Raw genomic sequence first — 16,846 nt, forward strand, 5'->3', positions numbered from 1 at the left:
GCTCAAATATACGTTCGAAATTGCGCCGGCTTCGACTCAAACCTCTCAAAATTGAAGAGTGAAAAATACATAGATACCGCCACGCCGGGCAGGTCTGTTGACCCACGGCTTAGCGTCCAGCCGTTGTCACTGCTCCTTGGCACAGGGTTCCCGGTAGCAGATAAGGCGACAGAATCGGCGCCATGCCCTTGAGCACTTGCACCGGTAACGCCGAGGTGAACTTGAAGTTCTCAGCCGTGCGCCCTGGAACATAGGCGGTGAGGGTGCCGAAATGCCGGTCACCAATGTAGAACACGAAGGTCGCGGTACGGTTGATCGATTTCGAGCTGAGAATCCGCCCGCCGGAACCGATGGCTTCAATGCGGTTGTCGCCGGTACCGGTTTTGCCGCCCATGGCCAACGGGCTACCGTCAGCCCGTTTGAAACTGCCCGCCACACGTTTGGCGGTGCCGGCGTCCACCACTTGTGAGAGGGCTTCGCGCATCGCGGCTGCCACCTCGGAAGGCATCACTCGTTTGCCGACCACCGGATTGTTGATCAGGCGGGTTTCATAGGGCGTATCTGCCGCAAAGTGCAGGCTGTCGATACGTAGCGTCGGCATGCGCACACCGTCGTTGAGGATAGTGCCGATCAGCTCCGCCAATGCCGCCGGGCGGTCGCCGGAGCTACCGATGGCGGTGGCCAGCGAGGGCACCAGATGATCGAACGGATAGCCGACTTTCTGCCAGCGCTGGTGAATGTCGAGGAACGCCTCGATCTCCAGCATGGTGCGGATTCGGCTGTCGCGGGCACCCTTGTGTCGGCTCTTGAACAGCCAGCTATAGACTTCCTGACGCTCGAACTGGCTGGCTTTGACGATCTGGCTGAACTTGGCGTCGGGGTTGTTCAGCAAGTAGCCGATCAACCACAGATCCAGCGGGTGAACCTTGGCGATGAAGCCCTGGTCTGGCAGGTCATAACTGCCAGGGCCATAACTCAGGTAGAGGCGTTCAAGGCGTTCGTCGGTCAGTTTTTCATTGAGCTTGGCGCCTTTGAGGTGCGAGCGTACGAAGGTGTTGAAGCTTGCCTGGTCAGCCTGGGGGAATAGATAACGATGCACGGCGGCCATGCGAATCGGGGTTGGGCGCATGCCGTCGAGAAAGGTCTCGAGCCGCGCCTGGGTGTCCTTGTTGCGGTATTTCTTCCAGAACTTCAGCAGGAACGAGGTGCCTTCTCTGTCGGCGAATGAGGCCAGGTATTCCTGACGCCGAGGGTCGCGATCGTCCTTGAGCAATTCTGCGCTGTTGTTGGGACCGGAATAGGTGGTGTAGCGCACCAGGTCGCGCATCAGGCGAATGAACGGCAGGTTGATCGACTCACGAATGGCATCCCGCAGGGTCGGTATGCGGCCGTTGTCTTCCTTGCGAAAGTTATTGAATGTGTGCAGCCCGCCACCCGTGAAAAAGGCCTCGCCAGGGCTGGCGGAGTATTTGCGATCCAGCGCGGCACTCAGCATGTTCGGCAAGTTGTGGTCTTTGTTCTGCATCAGGTAATCGACGGCCCAGAGGCTCAGACGGTCCTGGTCCGGGACTTCGACTTTTTTCAATTCAGGGACGCTCATCGCTGCGTACTTATCGTGCAGTTCGGCGATGATTTGCAGGTAAGTGGTGAGCACGCGCATTTTTGCGGTGGAGCCCAGTTCCAGCTTGCTGCCTTCATTGATGTCGAACGGCTGGTCGGTGCTGTCGGTCTGCACCCGCACTCGTGAGCCGTCCGGAGTCAGTTCGAACAGGGTGAAGCTGTAGCGCACCTGCGCGGTGCTGGTGGGGGTGAGCAGACGTTCGCCAATCAGGCCGATTTCCGCTGCATAAGTTGGGTCGGCCAGATGCTTGAGGTACGCCGTGGCCTGGGTTTGCAACTCGCCTTGCAGCGTACTGGTGGCTGACAGGTCGAGACGGTCGAGGTCATACAGCGGACGGTTGAGCAACCCGCCCAGACGGCTGCGCGCCACACTGATGCCTTTGTTGGTTTCGATGGGCTGAATGGTGGGCTGGGTGGCCCAGTCGCGGTAAGTCACTTTACTGGCCAATGCTGCTGCCGCGAGTGGCGCATCGATCACGCCATTCTGCGCCAGCAGGCGAATATGGCTGTCAGTGAGACTGGCCAATTCATCACGGCCCTTGGTCAAGTAATGGGAAGGGCGACGCTGAGCGATCATCAGTGACAGCATTTCACGCAGGGCCAGGCCTTTTTCCGACAGACTTTTCGAATCGGAATCAGTGCTGGCCAGCCGTTCGTTGGCCTGGTTGAAATCGGCGCCGTACCAGACGCGCAAACCTTCGGCCATGCCATGCACTTCACCGTGCCCCGGGACTGCCGACAGCGGAACACTGTTGAGGTAGTCACGAATCACATTTTGCCGGGCCTGGAGGGTTTCCGGGCCCGCCTGATAGGCCCGCACGCTGGCGGAAATCATTTGCCGGATCTTTTCCGCACCCGACATCGTCAAGCCATCGGGCGAGTGTCGATATTTCTCCAGCTGCGTTGCCAGCGTACTGCCGCCCGCCGACTGACCGGGCAGGCGCAATAACTTGGCCACCTGGGACCACGCCGCCATGCCGAACCGTGGCCAGTCCACGGCGGGGTTGGCCAAAGGCTGACGGGGGTCGAGCAAAAAGCGGTTTTCGATGAAGAGCAAACTGCTGACCACTACCGGAGGGATCGTCGCAAAGCTCGAATAGAGTTGTTGTGGATATTTGTACTGGTACAGCGGTGCCGCACGGCAATCGGTGATCGACAGCCCAGCCTGGATTTTTTCTGCATAGGGCACGAAAAAGCCCTTGTCGCTGTACTTCATCAGCGCCGGGGAAAAGCGGGTTTGTGCTGACACCACGTAATCACGCTTTAGCAGGCGCGGCAGAAACTCATCCAGGGCGCTGTAACCCAACCGCTGATCGAACGGGCCTGCGCCAGGATAGCGAATCGCATCGCTGGGGCCAGGTTGCAGCTCGTATTTCAGCGAGGCGGCATATTTGCTGATTTCCCGGGCCTGAAACTTGGAGGTGCGCATTTCCTTGGCCGCGGCGAGACCCAGGACAATCAGGATAATCAGCAGCAGCAACCAGAACGCCCCCCAGCCGTGCCGGGAGCGACGGGGTTTTTCAGGTAAAGGCGCTTCATCCACTCTTTCAGTCGGAACCACAGTTTCACTCGAATCGGTTTGCCACAAAGCGCCCATAGTCGACTGATCCATTCACGCAGATTGATCGGACTTGTTAGAAGCTTAGACGGTGGTTGGCGTTGGTGAAAAAATTGTGAATAACCAAATATCGGGTACGCACCATTCCTTGTGGCGAGAGAGCTTGCTGTGGCAAGGGGGCTTGCGATGGTTAGGGGCTTGCTGTGGCAAGGGGGGCTGTTGTGGCCAGGGGGCTTGCCCCCTCGCCACAACAGCTGCCTCACCCACAGGGGGAGTGGATGTCGTCTGAAATAGCTGAGCTAGACGCATCAAAGCACTAAATGCTGTCTGGATAGGGGCATGACGATGCACCATTGCTGTGCAATACTCGGCGCCGTTTCAGTGGCGAATAATCCTACATAAGTCAGGTAATGCCCCTCCGAAAACCGCGCTTTTGCCGAGAGTTATGGCTGAATGTTGTGGTTTATAGAGTGAAAAACCCTGCCGGAAGCTTTTTATACTGCACGCCCCGCTGATCTTGCAGGTTTTGCCCTACAAGACGCGTCTGCCCATGAAGCAGGCCCGGTTTCGCAGAAGCGCTGGCTTATCGGTCGGTGCTTCGACACTCGGTGGTCAAATCCAATAACAAGACGAGGTACCCCTATGCCAGTTGGCAATCACCCGCCTCACGGCGAGACCGCTCAGGGCGGCCCGCTTAAACGCGAACTCGGCGAACGGCATATTCGCTTGATGGCGCTCGGTGCCTGTATCGGCGTCGGCCTGTTCCTGGGTTCGGCCAAGGCCATCGAAATGGCCGGCCCGGCCATCATGCTCTCCTACATCATCGGCGGTCTGGCGATTCTGGTGATCATGCGCGCCCTCGGCGAGATGGCCGTGCACAACCCGGTCGCCGGCTCGTTCAGTCGTTATGCCCAGGACTACCTTGGCCCTCTGGCGGGCTTTCTGACCGGCTGGAACTACTGGTTCCTGTGGCTGGTGACCTGCGTCGCGGAAATCACCGCGGTGGCGGTGTACATGGGCGTCTGGTTCCCCGACGTGCCGCGCTGGATCTGGGCACTGGCGGCGTTGATCAGCATGGGCTCGATCAACTTGATCGCGGTGAAAGCCTTCGGTGAGTTCGAGTTCTGGTTCGCCCTGATCAAGATCGTCACCATCATTGCGATGGTGGTCGGCGGCATCGGCGTGATCGCATTCGGTTTCGGCAACGACGGTGTGGCGCTAGGGATTTCCAATCTCTGGGCTCACGGCGGCTTCATGCCCAACGGCGTGCAAGGCGTGTTGATGTCCCTGCAAATGGTGATGTTCGCCTACCTCGGCGTCGAGATGATCGGCCTGACTGCCGGTGAAGCCAAGAACCCGCAGAAGACCATTCCCAATGCGATCGGCTCGGTGTTCTGGCGGATTCTGCTGTTCTACGTCGGTGCCTTGTTCGTGATCCTGTCGATCTACCCGTGGAACGAAATCGGCACCCAGGGCAGCCCGTTTGTGATGACCTTCGAGCGCCTGGGCATCAAGACCGCCGCCGGCATCATCAACTTCGTGGTGATCACCGCTGCGCTGTCGTCCTGCAACGGCGGCATCTTCAGCACCGGGCGCATGCTCTACAGCCTGGCGCAGAACGGCCAGGCCCCGGCCGGTTTCGCCAAGACCTCGAACAACGGCGTGCCGCGTCGTGCGCTGTTGCTGTCGATCGGTGCGTTGTTGCTGGGCGTGTTGCTTAACTATCTGGTGCCGGAGAAAGTCTTCGTCTGGGTCACCGCGATTGCCACCTTCGGCGCGATCTGGACCTGGGTGATGATCCTGCTGGCCCAGCTCAAGTTCCGCCAAGGCCTGAGTGCCAGCGAACGTGCCGGCCTGAAATACCGCATGTGGCTGTACCCGGTCAGTTCTTACCTGGCACTGGCATTTCTGGTGCTGGTGGTCGGCCTGATGGCGTACTTCCCGGACACTCGCGTGGCGCTGTATGTCGGGCCTGCTTTCCTGGTGCTGCTGACGGTGTTGTTCTACGTGTTCAAGCTGCAACCGACCAATGTGTCGCAAGGTGCGGTGCGTTCGGCTTCTTGAGTCTGTAACGTCAGAAATGCAAAAGCCCCGGTCTGAATGATCGGGGCTTTTGCGTTGTGGAAGATCAAAAGATCGCAGCCTCGTTGCACTCGACAGCTCCTGCATTGGGATGGTGTACACCCTGTAAGAGCTGTCGAGTGCAACGAGGCTGCGATCTTTTGATCTTAAGCTACCGACACCACCATAGACCGATTCAACCGCTTGTTGAAATCCAGCCAGGCCCCCAGCAATGCCATCAACCCGACTCCCAGCAGTGCACTGAATACCTGCATCGCCAGTGCATTCGCGCCCAAGGCATTGAGCATGTCCGCCAACGGCGCAAGCAACACACCAAGACAGAACACTTCCAGCGAATACCGCCCCATGCGACAGCTTTGTTGCGCCAGCCAGTGCTGCGTCCAGCCCGTGTCCGGCAACAACCTGGCGGTAACGTAAGCGAGGGCGAGAAAGTGCAGCAGGCGCGCCGGCGAGAGGTTGGTCTTGCTGATCGGATAGAGCCATTCGCTGAGCCGTTGAGGCATGAAGGCGTCATGCACGGTCGGCCATTTCCACGACACTGCGATCAGCCCGGTCAGCAGCAAATAGGTCAGCGCTGCGATAAAAACCGGCTGCCGAATCAGCGGTCGAGGTTGTGGGACCCGAGGCCTTTGCCCGTGAATCGCCGCCGCGCCACCGAGAATAAACAGCAGCTGCCAGGCCATCGGATTGAAAAACCACACGCCACCGTCGGTGCCCGCCAGGTTCCACTGGAGCCATGGCGCCAGCAGGTACAAGACCACCGACAACCCCACCACGTATTCAGCCTTGCGCAGCAGCATCGGTAGCACCAGCGGCAGGCCAAGCAGCAAAAAAATATACAGCGGCAACGGGTCCATCAGGTTCGGCTTGAAGCGCAGCAACAACTCATCCATCAACGCCTGCTGCGGATTGCTGAGGAAATACTGCAAGCCCATTTCCTGCACCAGATCACGGGTTTCCACGTGGCTGTTGGCGAAAAACACGATGCCCATCAACAGCGCCAGCAAAAAGATATGCACCACATAAAGCACCCAGGCGCGTCGCAGGATTTTCACCGTGGCGACCATGAAGCCGTCGCGCCGGGCGATTTTGCCGTAGGCCAGCACGGCCGCGTAACCGGCCAGGAACACGAAAATCTCCGCCGCATCGCTGAAACCGAAATTGCGCACCGTGAACTGCGCGAGCGGGTTTTGCGGCACGTGATCCCAGAAGATGAAGATCAGGGCCAGGCCGCGAAAAAAGTCGATTCGGTGATCGCGTTCAAACGTCATGAAGGCGGGCTCTTGAACGGGGTTGTTGGGTAGGAGCGAGCGGGCGACGATCCTGCAGCGGCGCGCAGGGTGGCGTGATTCGCGGGTAATTGCAAAAGGCTGGATATTACCGAATGTCTCAGCTGCCTATAGCGAACGAATTGAGCCCATGTCCGTCGGTCTGCCGGGCAGTTCGCGCACCGGAACGCCCCCTGATGAGCGTCTGTCGAACATCTACACTTCGTTTTCAGGAGTGTGAAATGTGAAAGTTTCGCTGATTGTCCCGGTATTCAATGAAGAGCAGGCGATCAGTCTGTTCTATCAGGCGGTGCGTCGCGAACTGAAACTTGACCCGTGCGAGGTCGAGATCGTGTTCATCAACGACGGCAGTACCGACCAGACGGCTGAGCAGGCCAAGGCGCTGGCACAGGTCGATGAACAGGTGTTGCTGATCAATTTTTCGCGTAACTTCGGCAAGGAGCCGGCGTTGTTTGCCGGGTTGGAATACGCCACCGGTGATGCGGTGATCCCCATGGACGTGGACCTGCAGGATCCGATCAGCGTCATCCCGCAGTTGATTGCCGAGTGGCAAAAGGGCGCTGATGTGGTGCTCGCCAAACGCAGCAATCGTGACAGTGACAGTTATTTGAAACGCCACAGCGCATCGCTCTTCTATCATTTGCTGAACAGGATTTCCTACACCCGGATCGAAGAAAACGTCGGGGATTTCCGGCTCATGGACCGCAAGGTGGTCAATGTGATTCGCGCGCTTCCCGAGCATCAGTTGTTCATGAAAGGTGTTCTGTCCTGGGCCGGGTTCACCACGGCGGTGGTGGAATACGAGCGGGCCGGGCGAGTGGCGGGAAGCAGCAAGTTCAATGGCTGGAAACTGTGGAACCTGGCGCTGGAAGGCATTACTTCGTTCAGCACCGTGCCACTGCGGTTGTGGACTTACATCGGTGGCGGCATTTCGATCTTCGCGGTGCTGTACGCGGTGTACATGGTGCTGGACAAGATTTTCTTCGGTAACAATGTCCCCGGTTACCCCTCGCTGATGACGGCCATTCTGTTTCTCGGCGGCGTCCAATTGATTGGCATCGGCATCCTCGGTGAGTACGTCGGCCGCATCTACATCGAAGCCAAGCACCGGCCCCGTTATGTGGTCAAAGACGTCATTGGCGGCAAAGACCGGATCGGGCTTTAGCATGGGCAGACTGGGCGACTTTTTCAGCAGAGAACTCGGGTATCGTCGGGTCTGGCTGTTTTTCCTGATCGCGACCCTGGTTTATGTCATTCCGCTGATCCTCGCGGACTATCCCTACATTGATGACAACTGGCGCTCGCTGTCGGCCGGTACGGCCTGGGCGGGGCAGGGGCGGTTGTTCACCGAGCTGTTCTATAACCTGCTGACGTTCAGCGATGCTGCGCCGAACATCTTTCCATTGCCGCTGCTGATCGCCACGCTGGCCATGGCCTCGGCGTTGACCAGCCTGACCTTCCATTATTACCCGCGGCCGACGATATCTTGCTGCCTGGTGCTGTTGCCGCTCTGGTACAACCCGTTCTTCCTGCAGAACCTGTCTTATCAATACGACGGGCCGGCCAATGCCTTGAGCTTGGTGGCGGTGATCTACGCGATCACGTTTCGTCATCCCTCGCGCATATTGCAGTGGCTGCTGCCGGCCTTCCTGATTGCGCTGGCGCTGGGGTTCTATCAGGTGAGCCTGAATGTGTTTCTGGGCCTGTGTTGCCTGGAGCTGCTCAGGGGCGCGAATGACAAGTGGGCTTGGCGGCAGTGGTACGAATTGATTGGCTGGAAAGTCGCCCAGGCGGGGCTGGGCGGGTTGATCTACAGCGTCACGGCTTATCCGTACATGCATCACGATCGCGTCTTATTGTTGAACTGGGCAGCGGAGCCTTTGCTGCAAGTTGAAATCAACATCGGCCGGGTGCTGGAAAAAGTCGCGCTGCTGTTTCACGGTGGATTCATTTGGGTGTTCGCCGTGCTGCTGTTGTGTGCCCTGGTGGGCAGCGCACGGTTGGCCCGCAACGTGATGGAGCGCCAGGACTCGGGGCTGAGAAAAATCGTGATGGGCCTGGCGTGCGTGCTGACGGTGCCGGTTGTGGCTTTACTGGTGTCGGGGGCTGCGCTGTTTTTCCGCGATTTCAATGAAGGCGCCAGAACCTTGATGGGTTTCGCGGTGTTGCTGGTGCTGTTGTTCTATTTGAGCCATCTGGCGCTGGCGCCCATCCATGAGCGGCTGCCGATGCTGTTGGCGGTGCCTCTGTTGGCCATGCTTTCGTTGTCTTACGCCTATGGTCGCGTGCTGACGGTGCAGAACACCTTTGCGTCCAGCGCGTTGTTTTCCCTGGGGCATGACATTGCGGCCCATCGGCAACTGCACGAAGCCAAGCGCATTTACCTGGCGGTGAGTTATTCCGATCACTGGCTGGTGGGGGCCGCGGGTTCGTTCAAGCAGATGCCGGTCTTGCATTATCTGCTGAACATCAACTTCTTCATGCTGGCTGAAAACCTGCCGAAGACGGGCATCACCAATGTGGTCGTGGAGAGGGAGCGGCGCAACGCGACCCTGATGGGTTACCAGGCTTATCCCCCGCTGGTGGAGAGCAAGTTTTACCGCATCTATCTGCTGGGTGATTACGGTTTTATCGTCATGAAGGAGCCAACCCCGATCACCACGCTGCAGTGGTGAACCTGGTGATGACCTCTTCGATTCCTCCCGAAAGTTTTCCATCCCGGATGGCCGACAGGGCAGGTCTGGTGGCGGTGATCGTCCTCGCGTTGTTCGCAAGGTTTCACTCCATCACCGTGCCGGTCATCTGGTACGACGAGGCCTACAGCCTGCTGCTGGCCGAGGGCTCGCCTGCGTATATCTGGGCTACAACGGCGCGGGATGTTCATCCACCGCTTTACTATGTCTTGCTGCATTTCTGGATGTTGCTGTTCGGTAATGGCGTGTTGTCTGCGCGGTCCCTGAGTGCACTGGCCGATGTTGGCACGCTGTTGCTGAGCATTAAATTGATGAGCCTGGTGACAACGCGAAAGGCGACCTGGATAGCGGCATTGTTGTTGGCATTGCTACCGATATCGGTGCGCTACAGCCAGGAAGTGCGCATGTACACCTTGCTCGGCTTCTGGCTGATGGGTGCGACCGTGGCGCTGGTGTGCTGGATCAGGGCACCGGATCAAAAACGTTATCCGGTTTTTTACGCGCTGTTGATGACGGCTGCTTTCTATACGCATTACTTCGCCGCGCTGTGCGTTTTGGTGCATTGGCTGTGTTGGTGGCGAGTGCGAGAGAGCGGTCGGTCCATGGCAATACCGATTCGTGCGTGGGTCTTGGCCAATTGCGCAATCGTCGTGTTGTACCTGCCATGGCTACCCGATTTCATCGATCAATTGCTGCGAATGGACGGACTCGAGTGGATACCGCCGCTCACCTGGCAAACAGCGCTGACCTTCGTTTGGCAGCTGGTGATGATGGAGGGAGCGGTCAGTCATTCATCCTTATGGCGGGTGTTGCCCTCGGTGTTGATCGTTGTTTGCGCCGCAGCAGTGCTTCTCAAGGCACGCCATGAGCGACCTTTCAGCGTCTTGTTGGTGGGCTATTTCTTTGTGCCGGTGCTGACCGTTATGCTGGTGTCGCTGATCGTGCCGGTTTTCAATGCCCGATACCTGGTGTTTGCTGCCGCCGCGTTGCCCCTGATCGTTGCGCTCGCGCTCGACGCATGGAGCCAACGCCATGCCATTCTTGCCGCTGTCGCCATGGCTTTGGTTTTATTGGCAGAAGTACACGGGCTTTCGGCGGTCTACGCACAAACGGATGAGATGAACGGGACAAGCATTCGCAAAGACGCAAGGCTGGACGCCGTGATCGCCGGTCTCGGTCGCGAAGTCCGTCCGGGTGACGAGATCGTTGTGGATAACCTGTACTGGTATTTGCCGTTCACGTACTACAACTCGACCGGTATTCAGCCGAGGCTATACGCTTTCAAACCACCGACAGGCACCCTTTGGGGAACCGCCGAATACGGTGGTTGGGCACTCATCCCCCGTCACCTGCATTCGATTCTCTTCGACGATTTTTCAACCTTGAAACTCAATGCCAAACGGATCTGGTGGGTCACGGGCTACGCTCGTCCTGAACACGACGCCTTGTTTCCCAAACACTGGAAGCAGGTGCTGAGGCTAAAGGAAGGGGACAGCGAAGCCCGTTTGTTCTTCCGGGGGGAAACGCCAACCCCTGAGGTTGGCGCGCAAACACGGCCTATGCCGCAGCCGCTTCATTAGGCTCAAAACTATCCGCCCGCGCCATCTGCCACATCCGCGAATAAAACTCGCCATTCACTTCACCGGTCAGCAATTCCCCCGGCTTCAGGAACACATGCAGCTGCGAGAACAGTTTGATCTCGGTCGCCGACATGCGCCGCACCAGATGCTTGGCCGACAGCTGTGAAGGATGATCGAGGCCCGCGGCGGCAAGCATTTCGGCCAGGGCCTTGAGCGTATTGCGATGGAAGTTGAACACGCGCTGCGCCTTGTCCGGAACCACGAGGGCGCGTTGGCGCAGGGTGTCCTGGGTGGCGACGCCGGTCGGGCATTTGTTGGTGTGGCAGCTTTGCGACTGGATGCAGCCGATGGCGAACATGAAGCCGCGCGCCGAGTTGGCCCAGTCGGCGCCGATGGCCAGGACGCTGGCGATGTCGAAGGCGCTGACGATCTTGCCGCTGGCGCCGAGTTTGATCTTGTCCCGCAGGTTCAGGCCCACCAGCGTGTTGTGCACGAACAGCAGACCCTCGCGCATCGGCACGCCAATGTGGTCGGTGAACTCCACAGGCGCGGCGCCGGTGCCACCTTCCTTGCCGTCGACCACGATGAAGTCCGGGAGGATGCCGGTTTCCAGCATGGCCTTGGCGATGCCCATGAACTCCCACGGGTGGCCCAGGCAAAACTTGAAGCCCACCGGTTTGCCGCCGGACAGTTCACGCAGTTGCGCAATGAAGTGCATCAGTTCGATCGGCGTGGAAAACGCGCTGTGGCGTGACGGCGAGATGCAGTCTTCGCCCATCAGGATGCCGCGGGTTTCGGCGATTTCCTTGGTGACTTTGTGCTTGGGCAGGATCCCGCCGTGGCCAGGTTTGGCGCCTTGGCTCATTTTGATTTCGATCATCCGCACTTGCGGGGTCTGTGCCTGGGCGGCGAAGCGTTCCGGGTCGAAGCGGCCATCGGCGGTGCGGCAGCCGAAGTAGCCGCTGCCCAGTTCCCAGGTCAGGTCGCCGCCGTTTTCCCGGTGATAGGCGCTGATGCTGCCCTCGCCGGTGTCATGGGCAAAGTTGCCGAGTTTGGCGCCTTGGTTCAATGCGCGAATGGCGTTGGCGCTAAGGGAGCCGAAGCTCATGGCCGAGATGTTGAACACCGACGCCGAGTACGGCTGGGTGCACTGCGGGCCACCGACCATCACCCGGAAACTGCTCGGATCGCTCAACGGTGCCGGGCGCATCGAGTGGCCGATGAATTCGAAGCCCGACTGATACACGTCGATCAGCGTGCCGAAAGGTTTGTCGGCGCTTTCGTTCTTGGCCCGCGAATAGACCAGCGAGCGTTGGGCACGGGAGAAGGGCAGGGCATCGCTGTCGGATTCGAGCAGGTACTGGCGGATTTCCGGGCGGATGCCCTCCACCAGATAACGAATATTGCCCAGGATCGGGTAATTGCGGCGCACCGCATGGGGGCTTTGCAACAGGTCGAACAGACCCAACAGGCTGAGGGCGCCGGTGACGGCGGTGATCGGCCAGAGCCAGTCGTTTTCCAGAAAGGGCAGGCTGGCGAGGGTGAATATCACACAGACAGCAAAGAAGGCGTAGCGGCTCAGGAGTGACAGGCTCATACGGTTTCCTTGGGGTCGGACTCGGTTGTGTCGGCGCGTTACATAACCTGGATACATCAATCCCTGTAGGAGCGAAGCTTGCTCGCGAAAGCGGCGTGTCAGCCAACATCAATGTTGAAATTGATGGCCCCTTCGCGAGCAAGCTTCGCTCCTACAGAAAACGACGGAGATTTCCAGCTTACGGGCGATGGCTATATTGGAGCAACCGGGTAGGAGCGTGCTTATGCTGGCCAGGATTGGCGCACCGGCAACTCGACCCGGAACGTGCTGCCCACCCCGACTTCGCTGCGTACCGAGATATCGCCCTGATGTTTTTTCACAATGCCATAGGACAGAGACAACCCGAGCCCTGTCCCCTGGCCCACCGGTTTGGTGGTGTAGAACGGGTCGAATATTTTCTGCAGGTTGTCCGGCTCGATACCTATTCCCGTGTCCGCGACCTCGATCGACACCGTTTCACCTTCAAGCCCGGTGCGTAGCGTAATGGTGCCCCGTTCCGGCCCCATCGCCTGCGACGCGTTGACGATCAGGTTCATGATCACCTGATTGATTTGCGACGGCAGGCATTCAATGTCGGGCAGCTTTTGAAACTCCTTCACCACATCGGCCTTGTACTTGAGTTCATTGGCGACGATGTTCAAGGTCGACTCGATGCCCTGTTGCAGATTGGCCCACTGCCATTCCTGATTGGAGTCCACGCGGGAGAAGTCCTTCAGGTCTTTGACGATTCGCCCGACCCGGCCGATGCCATCCTTGGATTCCTTGATCAACAGCGGAATGTCTTCACGCAGAAAGTCCAGTTCCACCCGTTCACGTAATTGACCGAGACGGTCGATGACCTCGCTTGAGCCAATGGCGTTTTCCGCCTCCCGATAGGCATCAAGCATTTCCTGCAGTTGCTTGAAGTAGCCATCGAGGGTGCCGAGGTTGGAGGAAATGAAGCCGATGGGGTTATTGATTTCATGGGCGACGCCCGCCGCCAGTTGCCCCAGCGAGGCGAGTTTTTCCGACTGCACCAATTGGGATTCAAGCTGTTTACGTTCGTCGATTTCCCGCTGCAACGCCTCGCGGGCCTGCTTGAACTGGTCCGTGCGCTGATCCACCAGATGCTCCAGATGGCTCATCTGAATAGACGCCCGTTCGGTCATTTCCCATTTGGTGAGCAGGGTGTTGGCCATCTGCTGGACTTCAATGTTATCGAACGGCTTTTTCAGAATCAGCAGGCGGTCGTGAGCGTGCAAGCGTTCCAGCAGTTCATCCCAGGAATAGTCGGAATAGGCGGTACACACTACAACTTGCAGCAGCGGGTCTTCCTGCCACAGGTGTTCGATGGTCTGCGCACCGTCCCAACCTTCAGGCATGCGCATGTCGACGAAGGCCAGGGCGTAGGGGCGGTTTTCCTGTAAGGCCTGAATGAGTTTGCCCAGCCCCTCCTGACCGCCATAGGCCGAGTCCAGCTCGAACAGCGGGTTGGTGGATTTCACTTCGCTGCCGAACAGCGCGGCCTCCATTTCGTCCAGTTCTACATGCAGTGCCGACGTTGGGGTGAGGATCTTGCGAAAGTCTTCATGGATGGACGGCGTGTCGTCAATCAACAGAATGCGTCGGTTCGAAAGGTCGCTCATGCTTCCTCCATGACGGTTTTCAACGGGATCTGCAAAGTGAACAGTGCGCCTTTGCCCGGCCCGTCGCTGTGGGCGGTGAGATGGCCGTTCATCTCGATCGCGGCCAGGGCACAACTATGCAGGCCGAAGCCGTGACCTTCCTTGCGGGTGGTAAAACCGTGGGCAAAGATCCGTGTCATGTTCTCCGGCTCGATGCCTTCGCCGTCATCCTTGACGCTGATTTGCAGAATCGTGTCTTCGACGACTTTCACCCCAAGGGTCATTTGCCGCGGGCGGTTGCTGAGGTCAGTCATGGCGTATTTGGCGTTGCTGATCAGGTTGATCAGGATCAGCAACAATCGGTGTTTGTCGCCCATGATTTGCGGTACCTCGCCGTACTCCTTGACCACCGTGACGTGATGCCGGGTCAGGGCGCCGGCGTTCATCCGCAGGGCGTCCTCCAGCAGTTCGCTGACGTGCAACGGTTCCATCAGGCTGTTGGCACCCGCGTAGGACTGTTGGGTGGCGACGATGTCCTTGATGTGGTCGACGCTTTTGCTCAGTTGCGCGAGTTCGTCGGTCATGCCTTGTTGTTCAAGGGCAATGGCATCCACCAGTTGGTTCAGATAACCGGGTAGCAGTTTTCCTTTCTCGTCCTGAGTCAGGAAGGCGCCCAGGTCGTCTTGATGCACGTTGATCAGCTGCATCGCCTTGCCCAGTCCCTGGGCCTTGCTGTTACGCAGCTTGCGGGTGACCAGGTCGGCCGAGATGTTCACGCTGTTGAGCACGTTGCCGACGTTGTGCAGCACGTTGGTGGCGATTTCAGCCATGCCGGCCTGGCGCGCGGTGTCGAGCAGTTCGCTTTGGGTATCCTTGAGTTCGCGGGTGCGCTCCTCGACCCGTTGTTCGAGGACGTCATTGGCGGTTTGCAGTTCCTTGTTGACCCGGTTGGTCTCCCCGAAGCTGCGCATCAAGCGGATTGCCAAGTACACCAGCACCATTACCAGCAGCGTCGAAAACACCAACATATAGAGGTGGTAGCGCCGGTTGGCTGCATCGGTTTGCTGCTGATCCTGGTTCAGCAGGCTGGTGATGTCGTCCAGCCGTTCGGCCACAGGAACGGCTTCGATGTTTTCCAGCAGCCGATTGACCACGGGTTGTTCGCGCAGGATCAGCGCGATGTGATTGCTCAACACATCGATCGGGCTATGAAACTGCTCCGGTAATCGCTCCTTGTTCACCCCCAGTTTGTTCAGCCCGACCAGGATGTCGGCCGCTTTGTCGTCGGAGGTGACCTGGGCGAACTCCAGGCTGCTGAGCAGCAAGTCGTAGGTGTCGGTGGCAATGTTTTGTAGTTGTAGTTTGTCTTCGTCGAGCAGTCGGGTAAGCGGTTCCTGGATGTCGTCTTCGGCGGTGGGCAAAAACGCCAGTGAGTTGCGCAGCACCGCGTTGTGGGATTTGAACTGTTCCACCAGCCGGGTTTTTTCCTGAATGGCGGCGTGGTAAGCCTCATGGCTGGCACGCCAGGTCGGCGAGTCATTGCGGCCATGATTGGACTCCATGGTCTCGAACCGCTCCCACAGGTGCGTTATCTCGGTCAGCGGTGCCACCAGCGGATCGTAATTGTGGCTGATGGCAATTCGGGACTTGAGAATCTCGGTTTCCCACTGCGCGTTGAACTGTTTGATTCGGCCGATCAGGTCCCGGGACTCGGCGTAAGTCGAGGTCTGGTCGGAGCTTGATTTGAGGTACAGAAACAGCAGTGTCGAGGCCAGCAACAAGGCCACGCCACTGAGCAATACCAGATTGCGACGGTGGTACATGTTCATAAAGGTTTGTCTCCCCACTCACCGGTCAGGGTCTTGAGGAATTTGATGATCAAGGTCTTGTCTTCGTCAGAGGGCACGCGACCGAGCTGGAACTTGAACATCACGTCTACCGCCTCTTCGAGGGTCTTGGCCGAGCCGTCGTGAAAGTACGGCGCGGTCACGGCGACGTTGCGCAGGCTCGGAACCTTGAACACGTTGCGGTCTTCTTCATCCTTGGTGACCAGATAGCGGCCCAGATCGGCTTCGGTGGGGTTGCCTCGAACCTGGAAGTAATCACCCATGACCCCGAATTTCTGGAACATGTTGCCGCCGATATTGACCCCCTGATGGCAGGCGATGCAGCCGTAGTCCTTGAAGCGTTGGTAACCGTACTTCTCCTCGATCGTCAGAATCTCGGTATTGCCCAGCAGGTATTGGTCGAAACGCGAGTTGGCGCTGATCAGCGTGCGCTCATAGGTGGCCAAGGCATTTTGCACATTGTTCATGGTCACGCCGTCCGGGTAGGCCTTGGCGAAAGCGCTTTTGTAAGCCGGGTCGGCGGTCAGTGTCTGAACGACATGCTCCCAATGACTGCCCATTTCGCTGGGGCTCTGCACCACTTCGTGGGCCTGTGTTTCCAGGGTGTCGGCGCGGCCGTTCCAGAATTGCCGGAAATTCAGGCTTGAGTTGAAGACGCTGGGGGTGTTGATCGTCAGGGGATCGCCTTTGAAGCCGAGAGACAATGCTTTGTCGTCTGCGCCTCCGATTTCCAGACGATGGCAACTGGCGCAGGACAGGCTGTTGTTGACCGACAGACGTGGCTCGTTGAACAACCGGCGACCGAGTTCGACTTGCAAGGGGTTCTGCTGGGGCACTGCGGGCAAGGGCTTGAGCGGTTCGTCCAGCGGCGCGCCGTTGGCTATCAGACAACATCCGAGTAGAGGCGCAAGAAGCAGGTAGTAGAAGGGGCTCGACATCTTTGATTCCTTGGCGCAGGGCCTTGGGTGTCGTTACA

10 protein-coding genes are annotated in these 16,846 nt (G+C 58.5%); 4 read left to right on the forward strand and 6 right to left on the reverse strand.

Features of this window, described 5'->3' with window-relative positions; translation table 11 throughout:
* Positions 1 to 109: 109 nt before the first annotated feature.
* Positions 110 to 3,217, reverse strand: a complete 3,108-nt coding sequence (locus AB7M22_RS01855; RefSeq protein WP_454185046.1) for a transglycosylase domain-containing protein — start codon at positions 3,215 to 3,217, stop codon at positions 110 to 112.
* A gap of 603 nt (positions 3,218 to 3,820) precedes the next feature.
* Between AB7M22_RS01855 and AB7M22_RS01860 the strand changes: the two genes are divergently transcribed.
* Positions 3,821 to 5,242, forward strand: a complete 1,422-nt coding sequence (locus tag AB7M22_RS01860; RefSeq protein ID WP_454185047.1) for an amino acid permease — start codon at positions 3,821 to 3,823, stop codon at positions 5,240 to 5,242.
* Between the two features lie 164 nt (positions 5,243 to 5,406).
* On the opposite strand, the gene AB7M22_RS01865 is transcribed toward AB7M22_RS01860, so the two are convergent.
* Positions 5,407 to 6,531 carry an OpgC family protein gene (locus AB7M22_RS01865; RefSeq protein ID WP_454185048.1) on the reverse strand — a complete coding sequence of 375 codons (1,125 nt, stop codon included), beginning with the start codon at positions 6,529 to 6,531 and terminating at the stop codon, positions 5,407 to 5,409.
* A gap of 241 nt (positions 6,532 to 6,772) precedes the next feature.
* Here AB7M22_RS01865 and AB7M22_RS01870 point away from each other — a divergent pair, with 241 nt between their 5' ends.
* The 3 genes from AB7M22_RS01870 to AB7M22_RS01880 are packed head-to-tail and all read left to right on the forward strand — an operon-like array spanning position 6,773 to position 10,822.
* Entirely contained in the window at positions 6,773 to 7,714 is a 942-nt protein-coding gene (locus AB7M22_RS01870) for a glycosyltransferase family 2 protein (RefSeq protein WP_454185049.1), read from the forward strand.
* Between the two features lies 1 nt (position 7,715).
* Positions 7,716 to 9,224, forward strand: a complete 1,509-nt coding sequence (locus AB7M22_RS01875; RefSeq protein ID WP_454185050.1) for a glucosyltransferase domain-containing protein — start codon at positions 7,716 to 7,718, stop codon at positions 9,222 to 9,224.
* Positions 9,225 to 9,232: 8 nt separating this feature from the next.
* On the forward strand, positions 9,233 to 10,822 hold the full coding sequence (locus tag AB7M22_RS01880; RefSeq protein ID WP_454188747.1) for a glycosyltransferase family 39 protein: 1,590 nt from the start codon (positions 9,233 to 9,235) through the stop codon (positions 10,820 to 10,822).
* Here the strand turns inward: AB7M22_RS01880 and AB7M22_RS01885 are convergent.
* The 4 genes from AB7M22_RS01885 to AB7M22_RS01900 form a co-directional block, all read right to left on the reverse strand.
* Positions 10,800 to 12,419 carry an FMN-binding glutamate synthase family protein gene (locus AB7M22_RS01885; protein ID WP_454185051.1) on the reverse strand — a complete coding sequence of 540 codons (1,620 nt, stop codon included), beginning with the start codon at positions 12,417 to 12,419 and terminating at the stop codon, positions 10,800 to 10,802. The genes AB7M22_RS01880 and AB7M22_RS01885 overlap by 23 nt on opposite strands.
* Positions 12,420 to 12,640: 221 nt before the next feature.
* Entirely contained in the window at positions 12,641 to 14,044 is a 1,404-nt protein-coding gene (locus AB7M22_RS01890) for an ATP-binding protein (protein WP_454185052.1), read from the reverse strand.
* A complete protein-coding gene (locus AB7M22_RS01895) occupies positions 14,041 to 15,852 on the reverse strand; it encodes a DAHL domain-containing protein (protein ID WP_454185053.1) in 1,812 nt (603 codons plus the stop codon). The genes AB7M22_RS01890 and AB7M22_RS01895 overlap by 4 nt, the downstream gene beginning before the upstream one ends.
* Positions 15,849 to 16,808 (reverse strand): cytochrome-c peroxidase, encoded by a 960-nt coding sequence (locus AB7M22_RS01900; protein ID WP_454185054.1) that lies wholly within the window; start codon positions 16,806 to 16,808, stop codon positions 15,849 to 15,851. The genes AB7M22_RS01895 and AB7M22_RS01900 overlap by 4 nt, the downstream gene beginning before the upstream one ends.
* Positions 16,809 to 16,846 lie beyond the last annotated feature (38 nt).

The organism is Pseudomonas sp. ADAK2 TE3594, from assembly GCF_053628675.1.

Bases quoted from the DNA above. Each gene is read 5' to 3' on its own strand.
- AB7M22_RS01860 (WP_454185047.1), top strand. From the start codon at position 3,821: ATGCCAGTTGGCAATCACCCGCCTCACGGCGAGACCGCTCAGGGCGGC.
- AB7M22_RS01855 (WP_454185046.1), bottom strand. From the start codon at position 3,217: ATGGGCGCTTTGTGGCAAACCGATTCGAGTGAAACTGTGGTTCCGACT.
- AB7M22_RS01900 (WP_454185054.1), bottom strand. From the start codon at position 16,808: ATGTCGAGCCCCTTCTACTACCTGCTTCTTGCGCCTCTACTCGGATGT.
- AB7M22_RS01880 (WP_454188747.1), top strand. From the start codon at position 9,233: ATGACCTCTTCGATTCCTCCCGAAAGTTTTCCATCCCGGATGGCCGAC.
- AB7M22_RS01885 (WP_454185051.1), bottom strand. From the start codon at position 12,419: ATGAGCCTGTCACTCCTGAGCCGCTACGCCTTCTTTGCTGTCTGTGTG.
- AB7M22_RS01865 (WP_454185048.1), bottom strand. From the start codon at position 6,531: ATGACGTTTGAACGCGATCACCGAATCGACTTTTTTCGCGGCCTGGCC.
- AB7M22_RS01875 (WP_454185050.1), top strand. From the start codon at position 7,716: ATGGGCAGACTGGGCGACTTTTTCAGCAGAGAACTCGGGTATCGTCGG.
- AB7M22_RS01895 (WP_454185053.1), bottom strand. From the start codon at position 15,852: ATGAACATGTACCACCGTCGCAATCTGGTATTGCTCAGTGGCGTGGCC.
- AB7M22_RS01890 (WP_454185052.1), bottom strand. From the start codon at position 14,044: ATGAGCGACCTTTCGAACCGACGCATTCTGTTGATTGACGACACGCCG.